Here is a 17,315-nt window from a genome sequence, read left to right on the forward strand (position 1 = left end):
TTCAGGGAGAGGTGTGGAAGAATGAGATGGAATAAAGGGATGACCATTGCTGCTGCGGTGGTTGGAATTATACTTATATTATGGTCGGGCAAAAGTGAACAACCACCTAGTGGCTGGGAGCCCTTGCAGCTCGGCACCGAGAAGCCGACGATAGAGCAGGAACTCCCTGCTGTACAGTCGGCTACTTCGGTTCAGGGCAATACAGGAGCATCTTCGGTAATGGATGCAAGTGGGCTGCAGACTGGAAATGATGCAAAGACAGATGAGTCTAAAGAGCTTGCGAGCGTTGGGGTTGAAGGTGATTCAGTTGTTCAAACTACAAGTCAGACGAATGATAATCCACCGGACACCTCAAATTCGACTGAACCAGTTGTGCAGGGTACGAATTCGAATCCTTCGGTTACTTCCGAGACGGCATTAGGCAGTAATCCCTCTGTAGTTCGTGAGGAAGTTAGCGACAATGGCAAGATTGATGTGAATACAGCGCCTGTCTCCAAGCTTACGGAGCTTCCCGGAATCGGAGAGAAGAAAGCTCAGGCTATTGTGGATTATCGGAATGCACATGGTCCTTTTGCGAAAGTCAGTGATCTGACAAAGGTCAAAGGAATCGGCATAAAGATGCTGGAGAAGATGGCACCGTATGTGCAGATCCAGTAATATTACGATAAAAAATGTGTTGAACGGGAGGAAAGCAGCATGAGTACAGTAGAGGTACGCAAGGACTGGGATACGTATTTTATGGACATCGCGTATATGGTTTCCACCCGTTCCCGCTGTTCGCGTCGTCATGTGGGTGCCGTTCTTGTTCAGGGAAAGAAACTGCTGGGAACAGCCTATAATGGTGCACCCACCGGCGTCCCGGATTGTTCTGAAGCAGGTTGCATGATATCGGAAGAATATGAGTTGGTCGTGACCGATGGGCAAGAAGAAATGGTGAAAAAGCAACGATGCATTCGCACAATCCATGCGGAGCAAAATTTGCTTTTATTCACAGATCGAATCGACCGCGAAGGCTCGTCCGTGTATGTGACCGACGAACCTTGCTGGACATGTGCCAATATGCTGGCGAATAGCGGGATTACAGAAATCGTGTTTCATCGTTCTTATCCTAAAGATACCGGCAAGGTTACCAATATGATGGAACAGAAGGGAATAACGTTCCGCAGGTTGGAGAATTACCAGCCCCCGCGGGAAACGATGATGACCGTGAGTAATTAATGTAAATATGGTTGACGAATACGTGAGGGAGAACCTCCGGCAAGCCTCAATTGGCTTTCCGGGGGTTTTTCTGCGTTCAACGGGTGAAATGAAGGAGGGGTAGAAATGAAAGGCAGACCGTTACTAAGTTTTACGATTTGTTGGTTGTGCGGGAGTGGAATTGCATGCGCATTAACAGGCTGGACGTTAATCTGGGGGTTAATTGGAGCTCTGGCATGTTTGCCACTTTTACTTCGTTTTATAGATGTGCGTGGATGGTCTGTTTTATTTTTACTCGTTGCCTTTATTGGAGGCGCTGCACATTGGGAGTGGAATGACGCACGCAATCATAGCAGACTGCCCGAGACCCTCCATATTGCTGCTGATGAGCTGGACGGTTGGGCAGCCAAAATTCAGGGTGAGCTGGTGTCAGATGTACGCATTGATGGAGATCGGGCTGACTTTAAGATACAGATGTCTTCATTATTGCCAATATCGGATTCGTCTGCAGATACAGATCTTGCAGCAGCATCTGCATTCAACATAGATGAACAATTGATGGTACAAGTCAGACTGTCGGAGGAAGAAGAACAACAAGTAGCAGCAGGCTGGAAGAGGGGCGATTCAATCACGCTTAATGGTTCTTTTACAACTCCTGGTGAAGCCAGGAACTTTGGCGGGTTTGATTATCGCAGTCACTTGCGAACTCTGCATATCCACTGGTTGTTCAAAGTGAAGGGAGCCAGTTCGGTAACAGCAGTTGCTCCTGAGGGACTTGGACAATATAACGTACTACGGTGGACGGATTGGACTAGGCATAAGTTGGGCTCGGCGGTCGAGGGATTGTTTCCTGAGCCTCATGCAGGATATATGAAGGGTCTTATTATCGGGATGGCGAATGATATCGATCCCGGTACCTATAGTCAATTCTCACAATTGGGTTTAACGCACATCATGGCAATCTCCGGAACACATGTTGCGGTCTATGTAGCTTCGCTCCTCCTTCTTCTGTCCTGGCTAAGGTTAACCCGAGAGACAGCTCTTACGATTGTTCTGGTGCTATTGCCCGCTTACGTGCTATTGTCCGGCGGTTCGCCTTCAGTGATTCGGGCAGGCATAATGTCCATGATTGGGTTGTATATGGCTCGTCGTGGTCTTGCCAGAGATGGCCTTCAGATGATCAGCGCAGCCGCGCTCCTGATGATATGGTGGGACCCGTACTTTTTGCTGAGCGTTAGCTTTCAGTTATCCTTTCTCGTGACCGCAGGTTTGATGATCTATATGCCTTTGGTTAACCGACTGTTCAGCAGCTGGCCGAAATCTCTAGCCGCAACAGCATCCGTTACCGTGACCGCTCAACTGATTTCTTTTCCGGTAACCATTTTATATTTCAACCAGTTTTCATTGCTCTCATTTGTGGCCAACTTTCTGCTTGTTTCTTTGATTAGTGCCATTGTATTACCTCTGGGTACGGTCGCCATGCTGTTGTCATTCATATGGGTTCCCTTGGCGAAACCCCTCGCATGGATTGCGATTCAACTGAATCAACTGACGTTTACAAGCGTGGAGTGGATGAACAGCATGTCAGGTTTTGTATTGATCTGGGCAACACCTTCCCTGTTGTGGATTGCTGCATATTATGCCGTGTTGTATGCCTTACTCTACCTGTTGCATCGTGGCAATGGTGAGCAGCGAGAAACAACGTTTATTGAGGAGGAGACGGCTCCTCTTGTCCGAAGACAACCTCCAGTTTCCATGGGGAATGTGGGGATACGTTCATCAATGTCTAACGTGGCACAGGATCAAGGTAAGAACCGTGTAGATGGAAAAGAAACTTCATTAACGACATTAGGAGCCAGTATCGCATGGCCAGAATATACAAGTGCATTTACTGCACGAGGTGCAGGATATTATGCGCATGAACGAATGAGTAAAGTCCAGCGATGGTTGTGCGGGGGGCTCGCGCTCAGCTGGATTGCCGGATTATGTTGGGCCTACCAGACCCCGCAGCCTGCGGGAAGCGGCATCGTGCAGTTTTTGGATATTGGGCAGGGAGACAGTACATTGATTACAACACCGGAAGGCAAGCACATTTTGGTGGATGGCGGAGGGACGATTAACTTTGGGAACGCAGAACAATCATGGAAAACAAGACGTGATCCGTATGAGGTAGGAGCCAAGGTTGTTGTTCCTTTATTGAAAAAAAGAGGCATCCATCAACTGGATGCTGTCATTGTCACCCATGCCGACCAGGATCATTTTGGAGGACTGCAGGCAGTGCTGGAACAGATTCCGGTTAAACGATTCATGTTTAATGGCACAACCAGCGGTAAGGATAACTTTGATAAGTTACTGAATACAGCCATGGAACGAAAAATTCCTCTATACGCCATTAGGCAGGGCATGTCCTATACGGCTGATAAGGAGACAAGTTTACATTTTATAGGTCCAGATCTGGAACACATGGATGTAAATGCATCGGGCAGTTTGCCTGTGTCTGAACACCAGAATCAAGATTCCGTTGTCTTTTTGCTGGACATGGCTGGGGCTTCCATGTTGTTCACTGGGGATATGGATGCAGCAGTCGAACAGGATCTGCTCTATATGATTCAGGATGGCTCACTCGCTGAAGCTTTTGAACAAAAAGGTGCAGATCTTGAAGTTGCAGAGGGAGTTGTACAAAGGGTACTTACACGCCCGTTGCAAGGTAATTCAAATGATGCTTCAGCATTTGTCTCCATTGACGTTCTAAAGGTCGCTCATCATGGTAGCAAAACGTCGTCCACTGAAGCCTGGCTCCAATACTGGAACGCCAAAACCGCTGTGATATCTGCAGGAGTTAACAATACATATGGGCACCCCAATCCGGGAGTGATGGAACGTCTGGAGGCTACCGGGTCAGATATTTATCGGACAGATCAGATGGGTGAGGTTCAGATGAGAGTGAAGGATGGGAAGATTGATATCCGGTACAAGTTGAACGGGGTTGAGTGACGGCACGCAATCTATTTATCACTGTGATGATGAGTGAAGAAAACTCCGATTTAATACCAATTGGAAGGTTAAAAAGACAAGTGAACTTCCAATAATGTGGATAGACTGAGCAGAAAAAGTAGTGAAGTTAAGTGTGAATATCGAGAAGATAATCCCACCTATGAAGCCTAATAGACCATATGCGGCAATAGTAACGAGCAATCTCATATACGTAGTATCTTTTTTTCTGTATAAAAGTAATCCATCCACCAATATGGAAAGTGGCATAATTAAGAAAAGTAAAATAGCGAGGTTAATCAATAATCCAACTGCAAATTTATACCCGAATGAATAATAGAAAGTATTCTCTATTCTTTCATCCAACGGGACATAGTGATATATCCCCATTACAAGTGAAATGAAAATTGCAGTTAAAACAGCTGCAAGTATTTTTCCCCGCGGCCTATTAATTCTATGGGTGTTTGTCATTTAAATATTAACCTCCATCTTAAATAACTATGTTCAACAAGAGAGAGACTAAGGAAGTTACTATATTTTAACATACAGAGGTTGAGAAAAAGTGGAAAAAGAGAAAGAAAGCACTTATTTGACCTTTAAAAGAAAAAAAGTTGTTTCGCTGTGAATGACTTTTTTCTTAATTTGCATGATGGTCCCGCGGTTCAAGTTACTGAGTATCATTTGATAATTAACAAAGTTCAAGAACTTATTGAAGCAGTCATAACTGAACATGTCGCAAATTTTGAAATGGATATTAGCTCGGTTCCGAGTGTACATTGTTTTTGCAGAAGTGAAAAAAATTTTTTGGATGCGAAAACTTTTTGGGAACCCGTATACGTCTTACTTCTTGTTACGACAAAAGATTTATAGAAAAGGGATAATCGACCATGTTCAATAGGAAAACTGAAAAAATTCTTACACACTGTATTACCGAGCATAAAGAGAACGTATACCGACTTGCTTATAGCTATGTCAAAAATAAGGATGATGCCCTGGATATCGTACAAGACTCCATATACAAAGCGATGACGAATCTTGAACGTCTGAAGAACCCAGACGCGGTCAAAAGCTGGTTTTACCGGATTGTGGTGAATACCGCCCTGGATTTTCTGCGCAGAAACAAAAAGGTTCAGGCGATGGATCATGAAATGATCGAAACCTACAGCCTCGGGGCAGAAGATACGTATACGGACATTGATTTGAAGCTAACGCTCGAATCCTTGCCGGATAAATACAAGAGCGTCATTATACTGAGATATTTTGAAGACATGAAGATCGAAGAAGTTGCTGCTGTACTGGATGAGAATGTGAATACGATTAAAACAAGGCTGTATCAGGCGCATCAGCTATTGCGAATCAAAATGAATGATTAAACAACCAAAGGAGAACGAGTAAGATGAACAATAACATGGAACAGCTGCGAAAAGAATATCAAGAAATACCCATTCCAGATGAATTGGATAGCATTGTAAACCAATCGATTCATAAATTCTCTAAGGAGGGAAGGAGGGGCCTCGGCTCAAAGTACAGATGGTTAGCCGTTTCCAGTGCGGCTGCGTTCATGTTCCTTGTTGCGATCAATGTCAGTCCTCCTGTAGCGAAAGCCTTGTCATCCATACCGGGTGTGGACCGGGTTATCCAGGTGCTCACGTTGAAGGAATACGTGGTTGACGAGTCTAATTACAATGCGAATATCAAAGTGCCTTCCATTACCGATATGGAGAATGAGCAGTTGCAAAGCGGGTTGAACGAGAAATATATGAAGGAGAACAAAGCGCTTTACGAAAAGTTCCAGGCGGAAATCAGCGAATTGAAGAAGCAAGGCGGAGGCCATCTGGGACTTGATGTCGGATATGAAGTGAAGACGGACAACGACGAGATTTTATCTATACAAAGATACGTGGTCGAGACCGCCGGTTCATCCTCGGAGAAGCTTCAGTTTGATACGATCGATAAGAAAAGCCAAATTCTCATAACCCTGCCGATGCTGTTCAAGGACGATCGTTATGTTAGGCTCATCAGCGACAACGTTAAAGAGCAGATGCAGGTGCAAATGAGAGCGGACCCTAATAAGATTTACTGGGCTCCGGGAGCTACCGACGTGCCGATCACCAGTGAGTTCCAGAGCATCGCGAAGGATCAAGGCTTCTATATCAACAACGATGGTAAGCTGGTGATTGCTTTCAACGAATATGACGTCGCGCCAGGGTATATGGGTTCTGTGGAATTCGTCATTCCTACGGATGTGTTGAAAGACGTTGTGATTAACAACAAATACATTAAGTAATGGAAGAGACCGGTGATCGGGTACCCCGCGCCGGTTTTTTTTGTTAGTACTTTGGTCGAAGAGACATTGTTCTGTTTTTGATTTTCCAAAACTTTCTGCACCATCTCATGCGTCTAGCCAATGAGTGTGCGAGATCAGACACTCATAAAAAGAGATGGAGGATGAAAAAAGCTATGAAAAAGAAAACGATAACATACATGAAGATGGGGGCCATGGGCTGTGTAGCCATGCTCGGCGTCGGCGCAGCGAGCTTATCTGCAAATGCGCTGGCCTCGGCACCTGTTTCAGCGAACGTAACTGTCAGCTCTAAGGTACATGCAGCCGTCCCTTCGGCTACAGGAATAAAAATCGTGGAGAAGGTACTGAGCACAACAAGCAAGAACCTTATTGTGAACATCAAGGTACCTCAGCTGGACGGCATGCTTGACACCAGATACCAGAATGAATTGAATGGCATCCTTTTATCCCGTGCGCAAAAGGATCTTGCTCAGTGGGAGAAGGAGGCCGCAGAAACGGCCAAAAAGGCAAAAGTAAATCACCAGAAGTTCCACCCCTATGAATTTTACGTCAGCTATAAGCTAAAGTCGGACGGAACTGGAAACCCGGCAGGAGTAGTTTCCCTTGAAGTAATCACAGAAGGTTACAGGGGCGGAACAAGCATGCCCCGGATCGATACCTACAACTTGAAAAATGCCTCTGCGGCTCAGCGCGTGAAACTGGAGGATCTCCTCGGTTCTAACTATAAAGAAAAGCTTGATGCAGATATTCTTACGCAAATGAGAAAGGATCCCGATCAATACTTCCTGGAAGAATTCAAAGGGACGCTCACGGAACAGTCGTTTTATATTGAAAAAGGCGAACTGGTTATCGTCTTCCCGAAATACAGTATCGCGCCGGGATATGTGGGTTCACCGGAGTTCCGTTTTAATTTGAAGAATGCTAGCCTCTGAGGCAAAGCCGAATGATATGAAGCCAGAAGTCGCAGTATAGTTGGATCTGAAAAAGGTGGCAGCTTACTAAGGGAGCCTATGGCGTGACGATCGTTTTGCTCGACGTTGCACAGAATCTCTGTTATAGAAGTGTAGTGAGGTTCAGCCGCAAAGTCTGCAAAAGTATAAAATGATCATTGGACAAGCGCGTCCTACGAGATGTATTCCTATTTCTTCTCGAAAATGGCTCCCAAAGCGCTCGGCGTAGCTAATGTGATTCATAAAAATCATTTTTACGTGCAATCCAATTTGTGTCCGACATTCTAAATGTACAATTACAACATTAATTCAAGTCTTATGCTGAAAACATGACGATTATTCTGAATATGGCATCCCGTAGCCTCTCTTCTTACGGGATGCTTTTTTAGTTCTAAGAAGGTAGAAGTTCCATGAAATTGTTTTGCTCTCCTCATTGGTTACATGAATTGGATAAAACTTTTTTCACAAGCTCGGCGTCCTGCCTATGAGCGACAAATTAAAAAGGACAGGGACGAAAGCAAAATGAATGACAACACGAATCATTTCGGAAGTCTAATCCGGAACTTTGCACCGGTACGAGGAGACGGTAAACGTTATATGCCAGGACTTGATGGCTTAAGGGCATTTTTTTCGTCATATCTGGCTATCTCATCACCGACCAAATCATTCAGGAATGGAAGAAGGATCATCATTTGAGCCTTTTAAACTTTGGATTCGCAGGGCGCGCAGACTGCTACCTGCCAAAATTGTGATGCTGCTCTTCACAGCGGCGTGGCTCCTCATTATCGATCTCTCGAGATTGAAGGCACTCAGTGGGGCGGGCCGCCATCGACGGAAGAAATGATAGACAATGACTTGCAGTTTTATGACTAGAATAAAGATAAGGATGATCTGAAATGAACAAAAGGAAGAAAACACGGTGGCCCGTTTGGCTGGTTGGATTTATTGTATTTGCTGGCGGGATTCTAGGAATCAATCTAATGGTGCAAAATGTTCTAGCTGGAAACAACAGCGCTACAGAGTACGTTGAAGTGTCGCCCAGTGCATACCCAGGATTAAATATCGAAACAAGGACGAAGAATACGAAGCATTATATATTGTCGATTAGCAACGTCCTAACAAATAGCAAGGAGATTAATACTCCTATTCAGACGTGGGTCAATGATCAGGAAAAGAAATTTTTAACCCAGGTTGAGACAGGTGCAAAAACGCTTCAAGGCGATCATCGTGCTGAATTGAATATTACAGTAGATACGAATAAAATTAATGACCATTTATATAGTTTAGTGTTCACTTCCTATCAAATCACCACAGGCGGTGCTAATGGACAATCGATAATAAAATCTTTTAATATCGACACAGCTGAAAATAAAATTTTGAATTTATCCGATATCATGACTTATGACAAAGCAGCTGTTGACCATATTATGTCAATCGTGAAGGAAGAATTGAAGAAACAGAAAAACGTCCACTCTTATGTATTCGAAGTAGAACTTCAAAAATCTATAAAAAAACCATCTGAATGGAAATGGTCGATAGGTAACGGAGTCTTTACTTTATATTTTAATAAATACGAGATCGCTGCTGGTGCAGCCGGAACGATCCAAGTGAACATTCCACTGAAATCTTTGCATTCCTACTTGAAAAAGGACATCACTAAAAAATGGAATATCACTTATGGAAATAACGATGAGCCAGAAGGGAAGGGGCCAACTCAGCCTCCGCTTGATCCTAAAGGGAAATATGTGGCTCTTACCTTTGATGACGGGCCTCACCCAAAGGTGACACCTAGAGTTCTAAAGACTTTGAAGGAGTACAACGCGAAGGCTACTTTCTTCATGCTGGGCGTACAAGTAGAGTATTATCCTGATATGGCTAAAAAGGTTGCTGAGGCCGGCCATGAGATCGGCAATCACTCCAAGGGTCATCCGAATCTGGCGAATATGAGCCTGAGTGAGGTGCGCAAACAAATCATAGAATCATCGCACCGAATCGAAGATGCGACTGGAGAAAAACCAACCCTATTCCGTCCGCCTTATGGTGCTATGAATGAATCAGTCAAAAAAATCACCAAAGAACAGAAAACACCCATTATTTTATGGTCTGTGGATTCGCTGGATTGGAAAAGCCGGAACGCCCAAGCTGTAAATAAAGAGGTTGCTAAAAACATCAGATCAGGTTCGATTGTACTTATGCATGATATTCACGCTTCTACAGCTGATGCGCTGCCCCAAATGCTTAAATCACTAAAAAAGCAAGGCTACCAATTCGTAACGGTTTCTCAGTTGTTGTCCTTGAATGAATCCACAGGAAATGGCCCTTATTATAATCAATAAGTTCATCACACAAAAAGAGGTACAAACCTTCGTTTTTCTAAGGTTTGTACCTCTTCTATAAGAATGGATTTGCTTCTTATATTCAGATACGGATGTAAGAGAAGTAATTGTAGCTAATTTCATGTAAAAATATGGTTTTAGTTGCGTTTTTATTGGTGTTAAGTAATTTTTGTTGCAGGATTATGGTTATTTTTACCGAATAATAGTTAGGCCCACCCTAGAGGGGGGGATAGAGATACTTAGTGATCGTAGCACTATACATAATAATGAGGGGATCAAGAAAAAATGGAACTTGTAGAAATGACACAAAGTAAAAGTAAAAGTAAAAGTAAAAGTAAAAGTAACAGTAATGCAACTCAGAAGTTTAGAGTAAAGTGGATAAGAAAAGCGATAGTCCTATGGATTGCACTTTTAGTTATCGGTTTGATCGCATTACAGTCCTCCGCTTTTGCATCATCTGCATCGGGTAACTCCATCACTTCAGTTCTTGATCGAAATGATTACTTGCTGGACGATGGTACACTCTGGTCTAAAGGTATTTCTCAATGGCAAACTGATCGTGATTTACTGATGAATACACCAATTCATCACTTCAATTGATTGCAAGTCACAGCACAAAAAAAGCCCGCTTTCCGTTACACTCCACGTGGGAGAATATCGGAAAACGGGCCATTTTTCATAATGTAGAAGAAATATAATAACTACTCTACGCCATCCTTAAAGTGTTTGTTCCAGTGTTTATCGCCCTTGTGCAACAGATCTTCTACCGTTTTCTCAAGAGTCATCAACAGCTGTGCTCTGACATCAAGTACGGTTTCTCTGTACAAGCGTTCTTCCGATCCAACGATTTTATCGCCGTATAATGCCTGTGCAGCTACGTACTTCCGATGTTCCTCGACCAGAGTATCAATGGACTCTAATGCATGTTCCACAAAGTGGGAAATACTTTGATATTCTTTGGGCATTTGTTCTTTTAAAGCTTGAATTTTCGCAAGAGCTGGCATGCTCATCACCTCGTGTTTATGAATGTAAATTTACAATACACTATTTTCATAAAAATTGCATTAAAATCAGCTTAAATTTGGACAAATTTCGACTTTTTTTATTTTCGCAATCAAAAAAGTGCTTATCTATAATGTATGCCATTGCATTTGAATTGAGTCGTGTAAGTAATGGAATCCCTTTTGGATACGTTTGGTGACTCGTTATGCAATTTCTGTTATTCTAAGAGAAGATTTCAGCGGCCTTAATACATACGCCGTTATTTTGTTATGGCAAATTAAAAAAAAACTTAACTTTGCAACAATTTTATTGATGATCACGTCTGTAAGGTTGCAGGGAGAGGGGGATCCTTTGTGGTAGAGCCGGAACTCATCAGAGCCGCTCAATCGGGCGATCGCGACGCTCTAATTACCCTATTGCGGGAGATTGAACAACATGTTTATCGGACCGCATATTACATTCTCAATAATGAACAGGACGCTTTGGATGCTGCTCAGGAAGCGTTGATCCGAATTTACACCAAAATAAATTCATACGAAGAAAAGGCCCAATTCAAAACATGGGTACAACGCATCGTCACGAACATCTGTATTGATAAATTCAGAAGAACCAAACCGTCTGTCTCCATTGACGAACATGACATGGTTTTTCAGGATAATCAGGATGTGGAGTACGAGGTCATGTCTACATATGTGGCCCAAGACATTCAGGATGCAATCAACAAGCTTCCCGAGCATCATCGTACCGTTATTGTTCTAAGATATTTGCAGGACTTATCCTACAATGAAATTGCCGATTGTCTCGATCTTCCGTTGAATACGGTGAAATCTTATTTATTTAGAGCCAGACAGCAATTACAGAATCTACTACAGGAATATCAGAAAGGTGGTGTGACAGGATGAAATGCGAAGAGGTGGTGGAATGGATGCACCGCTATCTGGATCATGATCTGGGCGAGGCGGAAACCGCGCAGATGCTACAGCATGTGGCAAAGTGTCCGGAGTGCGCCGAGAATTTTAGTTTACTCAGAGCTCTTTCCAGAGAACTGGAAGAATTACCGCAAGTAAGCCCGAAATTTAGTCTGGTTGATGCGATTATGCCACAGCTTGATGCCATTGACGAAGCGCGTAAGGAACAAAGTAGCACCATACAGGAAATGAATCCTGTCCCCGCTGCATTTGAGAATTTACAACGTTCAAGTGAGCGGAAAACGAAGCAAAAATGGCTTAACTCGATGGCAGGACGCATGTCCATGGGTGCAGCTGCTGCGGCAGTTATATTGGGATTCGCCATCTGGGGAAATCCGCCTGAACAGATTGAGAATGCCGATTCCATGCTGATGAGATCTGGAGCTTCTCAAGAGAGTGGCAATGTGGATGAGAATCCATTAAGCAAGAGTATTGAAAATTCTGATCCTGCCACTTCATCCCAATCAAGCAGCAACGATGTGTTTGTGGATCAATCGAATGTTTCACCAACTGAACCAGATAACCAAGGTGTAGAAACAATTCCTGAAGAGAATGGTGGAGATGAGGTACAGGAGCCTGAGGTTAAGTCAGATCCGACACCTCAACAACCGGCTACCGAATCATCGCCTGCTCGGAATAAAGGAACTCAGGATAATTCGTCTAAAACTCCTTCGACCGATAATCAGAAGAATCCGGATCAGAACCAAGATTCTGAGCAGAGAACTCAAGCATCAGGAGATGCTCCTGAATCTTCTGCAGATGGAGAAGAGAATGGAGTAACAGAAACAGAAAATGGAGATTCCTTCACTTCTCAGATGATCGTACCAAATACCAATGAAGATGCTCCGGTAGAAGGCAGTTCTTCTCCTGATTCCAGTGCAGGTGCAGATGCTTCTGGAGGAAACAAAGGATTCGCAGCAGGGCCGGATCAGGGAATGGCTACAACAGCAGCACCAAAAGAATGGAAATCCCCTGACGGCTCTTATGTAGTTATGCTTATTGGTGATCAAATCAGCATATACTCCAAACCTGTGAGCGAACCGGATGTTCTAAATTTGGTTGAACAACGCAGTATAGAGGGGACACTGAAGTCAGCGAGTTGGTCGAAGGATGGTACCCTATTTAATTACGAAACGGACAAGGATGGAACAACGGCGAAGAACTCGTTTAATGTACCTGCTGTTTCAGGTGGAGCTCCTGCGAAATAATTAAAAATGGGGAGTGGGCTCCTCTAAAACGAAAGAACATTCTCAGTATGACAAGCATATAGTGGAAGTAACAAAACGTCCTATCTCAGTTCAAACAACTGACGTCGTATGACCGCGCACCGGCTTTTTCTAGAACTGCTGGTGTCCGCGTTTATATAGATGTAGGACAGGGGACCTTCATCCGTAACTGGATGTAAGGTCCCTTTGTTGTCTTGCGCTTTTTCTGGTAGGATAAGAGGGATAAGGAGGCGCCGTGAATGGATGTAAAAAGTGCAACAAAGGCAATACGTAATGGAGAAACGGCACCGATCTATGTGCTGTACGGAACGGAGAAGTACCAGATACAGCAATTTACGGATATGTTAAAAAAACAGGTTATTGAAGAAGAACATCGTGATTTTGCGATTATTCCATATGATTTGTCTGAAACGGCTGTGGAGGTCGTTATTGAAGAAGCAGAGACCGTACCTTTTCTGGTTCCGCGCAAATTAATTATTGTAAGGGACGCGAGCCTGTTCACCGCAGGCAAAGAATCCAAGATTGAACATCAGGTTGATCGTCTGCTTACATATATGGAAAATCCGGCAGATTACAGTACGATTGTTTTTTTGGCTCAAGGGGATAAGCTGGATGAGCGTAAGAAACTGGTGAAGGCTGTCAAGAAAAAGGCAGTCGTTCTTGCTTTTGCTCCACTCAGTGGAGAAGAGTTATTGAATTGGATAGTGAAACTTGCGAAGCAGCGGGATGTTTCCTTGGAGACGGGAGCGGCGGAAACGTTGATCAGCTATGCAGGAACAGGTCTTCAGACCCTGTCTGCTGAAGTAGACAAGTTATGTTTGTTTGCGGGTAATGGGGGGACAATCAAGCGTGCTGATATCGAGTCACTGGTTGCCCGTAGTACAGAGCAGAATGTATTTTCTTTGGTGGAAGAACTCGCTAATTTGCGACTGGAGAAAGCGTTGGCTCTTTTCTATGAGTTGCTGAAGCAGCGGGAAGAACCGATTAAAATTGTCGCTTTAATCGCACGCCAGTTTCGGATCATGATCCAGGTGAAAGAGTTGGGGCAACAAAGTTACTCCCAGCAGCAGATTGCCAGTCAGCTTGGTCTGCATCCGTATGCTGTTAAGATTGCGGGTGAACAAGCCCGTAAATTTCAGCCGGATCGTCTGAGAATGATCCTGAGTCACCTCAGTGAACTGGATTACCAAATGAAAACAGGGGCTGTGGATAAAGTGCTTGGCCTGGAGCTGTTCTTATTAAGACTTGGTGCGTGAAGTGATACGTAAACCTGATAGAATAATAGTATGAGTAACAAAACAAAGCGACCTTTGCTCCATGATGGTTAAATCATTGGAATGAAGGTCGCTTTGTCTGTGTCTTATACTTATCGAATCAGATACTAAAAAATCCTGAAAGCCTATGCTGTTCAGGATTTTTCCATTGGATCGTATAAGTAACGCTTCTTACGCTTGTGCGGAAAGAGCGTTCAGTTTTTTCGCCAAGCGAGACTTTTTGCGTGCTGCAGCATTTTTATGAACCAGACCTTTAGTTACAGCCTTGTCCAGCTTTTTGGAAGCAGCTTGAATCGCAGCTTTTGCAGTATCAACTTCGTTACTTACCAGAGCAGCATCAGCAGCTTTAACAGCTGTACGGAGTGCAGACTTCTGGGAAGCGTTGAGTGCGCGGCGCTTGTCGCTCGTTTTTACGCGTTTAACAGCGGATTTGATGTTTGGCATTACATTCACCTCCTGTAAGGCATTTGCATGAATACAAACGTTTCACAACTTAAAATATTCTATCACGCTAGCATGTAAAATGCAACAGATATTCCTACGATGTTCGACATGCTGTATAAAGAAACCCTTTTTCCCACACAATATGCTCAAATGCGGTAAGGGAGGCAGGGACAGAATGACACTGGATTTGCAAAACTATACAGTTCGTACCGATTTGGCGATCGACTCCAAGGAAATGGCGCAAGGTGGACAGAAACAGACGATTCCCGGACTACGGGAAGATGTAGAGAAAAAAGAGGGCATTACGATTACACGTATTGATGTTCTCAATGAAGAAGCAGCCAAGGCCATTGGACGGGTGAAAGGTCACTATGTCACCTTGGAAGTACCTTCACTACGGAATGGTGATACCGAGTTACAGGAGCGAGTTGCCGCCGAGTTCACACGTGAGATGGAAGATTTTATGGTTAAGGCCGGAATCAACAAAACATCCAAGGTCTTGATTGTTGGCCTGGGCAACTTAAATGTCACCCCGGATTCACTCGGTCCACTTGTTGTGGAAAATCTGATGGTGACCCGTCAGTATTTCGAATTGGTGCCAGATCAGGTTGCGCCAGGGTATCGGGAAGTCAGCGCGATTGCTCCCGGCGTGTTAGGTACAACGGGCATTGAATCCAGTGACATCGTACAGGGGATTGTAGATCGTACCAAGCCGGATGCCATTATTGCGATTGATGCGCTGGCCTCCCGTTCCTTGGAACGTGTAAATACAACGATTCAGGTAGCGGACATTGGTATTCACCCGGGTTCCGGTATTGGAAACAAACGGCGCGGCCTGACTCGTGAGATATTAGGTGTGCCTTGCATCGCCATCGGAGTACCAACCGTATGTTATGCGTCCACCATTGTGAATAATGTGATTGAGATGATGCGCTCACACTTTCGCCAGGAAACGGATCAGACCAAACAGATCATGGGTATGCTGGACGACATCGGTGAGCAAGAACGCTTGAGTCTGGTGAAAGAGGTGCTGGAGCCATTGGGTCATGACCTCATTGTTACCCCAAAGGAAATCGATGAGTTTATTGAGGGAATTGCCAATGTTATCGCTACAGGACTTAACGCCGCACTCCATGATGCAGTGAATCCGGATAACGTAGCTGCTTATACACACTAAAACCTAAACTGAGCTCAGCAGAAGGTCCGAATCTATCGGACTTTCTTTTTTTTATTCCTGGAATCTTTCATCTTCCTGTTCTATCAATTCTTGCAGGCTCATAGAGTTGAAGTATAAGAGTTGTCCAGCAGGGAAGGAGACAGCAGAATGAACAAGATATTGGCCTGGAATATTGGAAAGTGGAAAAAAAGATGTCTGCACGTGCTGGCCATGGGCCGTACGTTGTTGTTGCTTATGATCATATCTGCCTTGTTTTTTGTCGTACTGGGTCTCGGGGGCATGGCAGAGAAACGTTTGAATAGTTCACCCGTTTCTTCCATGAAAGGATTTGCAAGTGCTGTATCAAGCCGCTTTTTCGTCGATATGCTCGGTATGGAGATGCCCCAACTCACCCAGAAGGAACAGACCTCTGCCATATCCGGTGAGAATCTCACCTCTTTTGTTTTCCAATTACTAACGAATGTAAATCCTCAAGACCCCAAAAGTCTGATTGCTAGAGAAATGCCGGGCATGGGTTCCAACCAACCTGTTCTGCTCCGTCCTGGATCTGGTAATGAAAAAGCCGAGGCTCCTGAAGATTATCAGCCCGGTCCCAGTCTTACGGATACGGCTTCTGCGGGTGGAGGGAAACTCGGTAGTGAGCTGCACGTTCCACCAGGCCAGGACAATACGGATCCACCTGATTCGAGCGAGCCTGGAGATGGAGTAGGTAAAGAAGATCCCCCAGCGAAGAATGGTGAGAAAGACCATTCAGGCTCACCGACAACAGGTAAAAAGTCAATTCTTATCTATCATTCCCATCCACGGGAAGGCTACAATCCACTGCTAGGTACAAAAAGTGATAATCCATCATCAGGCAAATCAACAGGTAATGTGTTTCAAGTGGGAACCTACCTCTCAGACAGTTTGGAGAAGCTGGGAATTGGCGTAGAGCACGCCAAGGATGATTATCCCACCAAAGTAAAGGACTATAACTGGAACTATTCTTATAAATACTCCCGTCAAACGGTAAAAGCGGCACTTGCTCAAAATGATGATCTGACGTACCTCATCGACATTCATCGCGATTCACAGCGTCATGGCAAAACAACGACTACCATTAACGACTTGGGTTACGCCAAAGTGTATTTCATTATTGGACATGAAAATCCGAATTGGCGGCAGAATGAAGCTTTTGCAGCGAAAATTCATAAGAAACTGGAAGCCAAGTATCCTGGGGTATCCCGAGGTGTGTGGGGCAAGGATGGCGGAGGAGCCAACAACGGAGAGTATAACCAAACCCTTTCACCCAACAGCATTTTGATCGAGATTGGCGGCATCGACAACACAGGAGCTGAGCTCCAACGGACATCGAAGATTCTCGCCGACATGATTGCCCAAGTGTATTGGGAAGATCAAAAGGTGGATAAAGCCAGTGCCAAAACCTCGTCGCAGGGTGGATAGGA

16 protein-coding genes are annotated in these 17,315 nt (G+C 44.4%); 13 read left to right on the plus strand and 3 right to left on the minus strand.

The annotated features are described in order from the left end of the window. The first annotated feature begins 21 nt into the window (after window positions 1–21). The 3 genes from J7E78_RS12375 (at window position 22) to J7E78_RS12385 (ending at window position 4,191) form a co-directional block, all read left to right on the plus strand. Window positions 22–657, plus strand: coding sequence for a ComEA family DNA-binding protein (locus J7E78_RS12375; protein ID WP_251034984.1), 636 nt, complete (start codon window positions 22–24; stop codon window positions 655–657). A 39-nt stretch (window positions 658–696) separates the two neighbouring features. Next, entirely contained in the window at window positions 697–1,218 is a 522-nt protein-coding gene (locus tag J7E78_RS12380; protein ID WP_091028354.1) for a deoxycytidylate deaminase, read from the plus strand. 105 nt (window positions 1,219–1,323) lie between these two features. Further along, window positions 1,324–4,191 (plus strand): ComEC/Rec2 family competence protein, encoded by a 2,868-nt coding sequence (locus tag J7E78_RS12385; RefSeq protein WP_215076468.1) that lies wholly within the window; start codon window positions 1,324–1,326, stop codon window positions 4,189–4,191. An 18-nt stretch (window positions 4,192–4,209) separates the two neighbouring features. Here the strand turns inward: J7E78_RS12385 and J7E78_RS12390 are convergent, their stop codons facing one another. Then, window positions 4,210–4,659: a hypothetical protein gene (locus J7E78_RS12390; RefSeq protein ID WP_215076469.1), complete on the minus strand. Its 450-nt coding sequence runs from the start codon at window positions 4,657–4,659 to the stop codon at window positions 4,210–4,212. Window positions 4,660–5,075: 416 nt separating this feature from the next. Between J7E78_RS12390 and J7E78_RS12395 the strand changes: the two genes are divergently transcribed. The 5 genes from J7E78_RS12395 (at window position 5,076) to J7E78_RS12415 (ending at window position 10,379) form a co-directional block, all read left to right on the plus strand. Next, window positions 5,076–5,561, plus strand: coding sequence for an RNA polymerase sigma factor (locus tag J7E78_RS12395; RefSeq protein WP_215076470.1), 486 nt, complete (start codon window positions 5,076–5,078; stop codon window positions 5,559–5,561). 23 nt (window positions 5,562–5,584) lie between these two features. Beyond that, the gene (rsiV, locus tag J7E78_RS12400; RefSeq protein WP_215076471.1) at window positions 5,585–6,475 is read left to right on the plus strand and encodes an anti-sigma-V factor RsiV; all 891 of its coding nucleotides are present in this window, start codon (window positions 5,585–5,587) and stop codon (window positions 6,473–6,475) included. A gap of 173 nt (window positions 6,476–6,648) precedes the next feature. Next, the gene (locus J7E78_RS12405) at window positions 6,649–7,425 is read left to right on the plus strand and encodes a DUF3298 and DUF4163 domain-containing protein (protein WP_215076472.1); all 777 of its coding nucleotides are present in this window, start codon (window positions 6,649–6,651) and stop codon (window positions 7,423–7,425) included. A 914-nt stretch (window positions 7,426–8,339) separates the two neighbouring features. Next, window positions 8,340–9,779: a polysaccharide deacetylase family protein gene (locus J7E78_RS12410; RefSeq protein ID WP_215076473.1), complete on the plus strand. Its 1,440-nt coding sequence runs from the start codon at window positions 8,340–8,342 to the stop codon at window positions 9,777–9,779. Window positions 9,780–10,064: 285 nt separating this feature from the next. Then, a complete protein-coding gene (locus J7E78_RS12415; protein ID WP_215076474.1) occupies window positions 10,065–10,379 on the plus strand; it encodes a hypothetical protein in 315 nt (104 codons plus the stop codon). A gap of 101 nt (window positions 10,380–10,480) precedes the next feature. On the opposite strand, the gene J7E78_RS12420 is transcribed toward J7E78_RS12415, so the two are convergent. Then, window positions 10,481–10,783 carry a hypothetical protein gene (locus tag J7E78_RS12420; protein WP_062835531.1) on the minus strand — a complete coding sequence of 101 codons (303 nt, stop codon included), beginning with the start codon at window positions 10,781–10,783 and terminating at the stop codon, window positions 10,481–10,483. Between the two features lie 351 nt (window positions 10,784–11,134). Between J7E78_RS12420 and J7E78_RS12425 the strand changes: the two genes are divergently transcribed. The 3 genes from J7E78_RS12425 (at window position 11,135) to holA (ending at window position 14,231) form a co-directional block, all read left to right on the plus strand. Further along, complete coding sequence (locus J7E78_RS12425; RefSeq protein ID WP_017687205.1) at window positions 11,135–11,683, plus strand: RNA polymerase sigma factor; 549 nt, start codon at window positions 11,135–11,137, stop codon at window positions 11,681–11,683. After that, window positions 11,680–12,957: an anti-sigma factor family protein gene (locus J7E78_RS12430; RefSeq protein WP_215076475.1), complete on the plus strand. Its 1,278-nt coding sequence runs from the start codon at window positions 11,680–11,682 to the stop codon at window positions 12,955–12,957. The genes J7E78_RS12425 and J7E78_RS12430 overlap by 4 nt, the downstream gene beginning before the upstream one ends. Window positions 12,958–13,214: 257 nt before the next feature. Next, a complete protein-coding gene (gene holA / locus J7E78_RS12435) occupies window positions 13,215–14,231 on the plus strand; it encodes a DNA polymerase III subunit delta (RefSeq protein WP_215076476.1) in 1,017 nt (338 codons plus the stop codon). Window positions 14,232–14,420: 189 nt separating this feature from the next. On the opposite strand, the gene rpsT is transcribed toward holA, so the two are convergent. Beyond that, entirely contained in the window at window positions 14,421–14,693 is a 273-nt protein-coding gene (gene rpsT, locus J7E78_RS12440; RefSeq protein ID WP_024628504.1) for a 30S ribosomal protein S20, read from the minus strand. 175 nt (window positions 14,694–14,868) lie between these two features. On the opposite strand from rpsT, the gene gpr reads away from it, so the two are divergent. Continuing rightward, window positions 14,869–15,870, plus strand: coding sequence for a GPR endopeptidase (gene gpr / locus J7E78_RS12445; protein WP_215076477.1), 1,002 nt, complete (start codon window positions 14,869–14,871; stop codon window positions 15,868–15,870). 147 nt (window positions 15,871–16,017) lie between these two features. Beyond that, the gene (locus J7E78_RS12450; RefSeq protein WP_215076478.1) at window positions 16,018–17,313 is read left to right on the plus strand and encodes a stage II sporulation protein P; all 1,296 of its coding nucleotides are present in this window, start codon (window positions 16,018–16,020) and stop codon (window positions 17,311–17,313) included. The last annotated feature ends 2 nt before the right edge of the window (window positions 17,314–17,315 follow it).

Source organism: Paenibacillus polymyxa, assembly GCF_018614975.1.
GTDB classification, from domain to species: Bacteria; Bacillota; Bacilli; order Paenibacillales; family Paenibacillaceae; genus Paenibacillus; species Paenibacillus polymyxa_E.

What these genes read in the sequence shown, in the direction of transcription:
- J7E78_RS12375 (WP_251034984.1), top strand. Translation starts at nt 22, where the DNA reads ATGAGATGGAATAAAGGGATGACCATTGCTGCTGCGGTGGTTGGAATT.
- J7E78_RS12380 (WP_091028354.1), top strand. Translation starts at nt 697, where the DNA reads ATGAGTACAGTAGAGGTACGCAAGGACTGGGATACGTATTTTATGGAC.
- J7E78_RS12385 (WP_215076468.1), top strand. Translation starts at nt 1,324, where the DNA reads ATGAAAGGCAGACCGTTACTAAGTTTTACGATTTGTTGGTTGTGCGGG.
- J7E78_RS12390 (WP_215076469.1), bottom strand. Translation starts at nt 4,659, where the DNA reads ATGACAAACACCCATAGAATTAATAGGCCGCGGGGAAAAATACTTGCA.
- J7E78_RS12395 (WP_215076470.1), top strand. Translation starts at nt 5,076, where the DNA reads ATGTTCAATAGGAAAACTGAAAAAATTCTTACACACTGTATTACCGAG.
- rsiV (WP_215076471.1), top strand. Translation starts at nt 5,585, where the DNA reads ATGAACAATAACATGGAACAGCTGCGAAAAGAATATCAAGAAATACCC.
- J7E78_RS12405 (WP_215076472.1), top strand. Translation starts at nt 6,649, where the DNA reads ATGAAAAAGAAAACGATAACATACATGAAGATGGGGGCCATGGGCTGT.
- J7E78_RS12410 (WP_215076473.1), top strand. Translation starts at nt 8,340, where the DNA reads ATGAACAAAAGGAAGAAAACACGGTGGCCCGTTTGGCTGGTTGGATTT.
- J7E78_RS12415 (WP_215076474.1), top strand. Translation starts at nt 10,065, where the DNA reads ATGGAACTTGTAGAAATGACACAAAGTAAAAGTAAAAGTAAAAGTAAA.
- J7E78_RS12420 (WP_062835531.1), bottom strand. Translation starts at nt 10,783, where the DNA reads ATGCCAGCTCTTGCGAAAATTCAAGCTTTAAAAGAACAAATGCCCAAA.
- J7E78_RS12430 (WP_215076475.1), top strand. Translation starts at nt 11,680, where the DNA reads ATGAAATGCGAAGAGGTGGTGGAATGGATGCACCGCTATCTGGATCAT.
- holA (WP_215076476.1), top strand. Translation starts at nt 13,215, where the DNA reads ATGGATGTAAAAAGTGCAACAAAGGCAATACGTAATGGAGAAACGGCA.
- rpsT (WP_024628504.1), bottom strand. Translation starts at nt 14,693, where the DNA reads ATGCCAAACATCAAATCCGCTGTTAAACGCGTAAAAACGAGCGACAAG.
- gpr (WP_215076477.1), top strand. Translation starts at nt 14,869, where the DNA reads ATGACACTGGATTTGCAAAACTATACAGTTCGTACCGATTTGGCGATC.
- J7E78_RS12450 (WP_215076478.1), top strand. Translation starts at nt 16,018, where the DNA reads ATGAACAAGATATTGGCCTGGAATATTGGAAAGTGGAAAAAAAGATGT.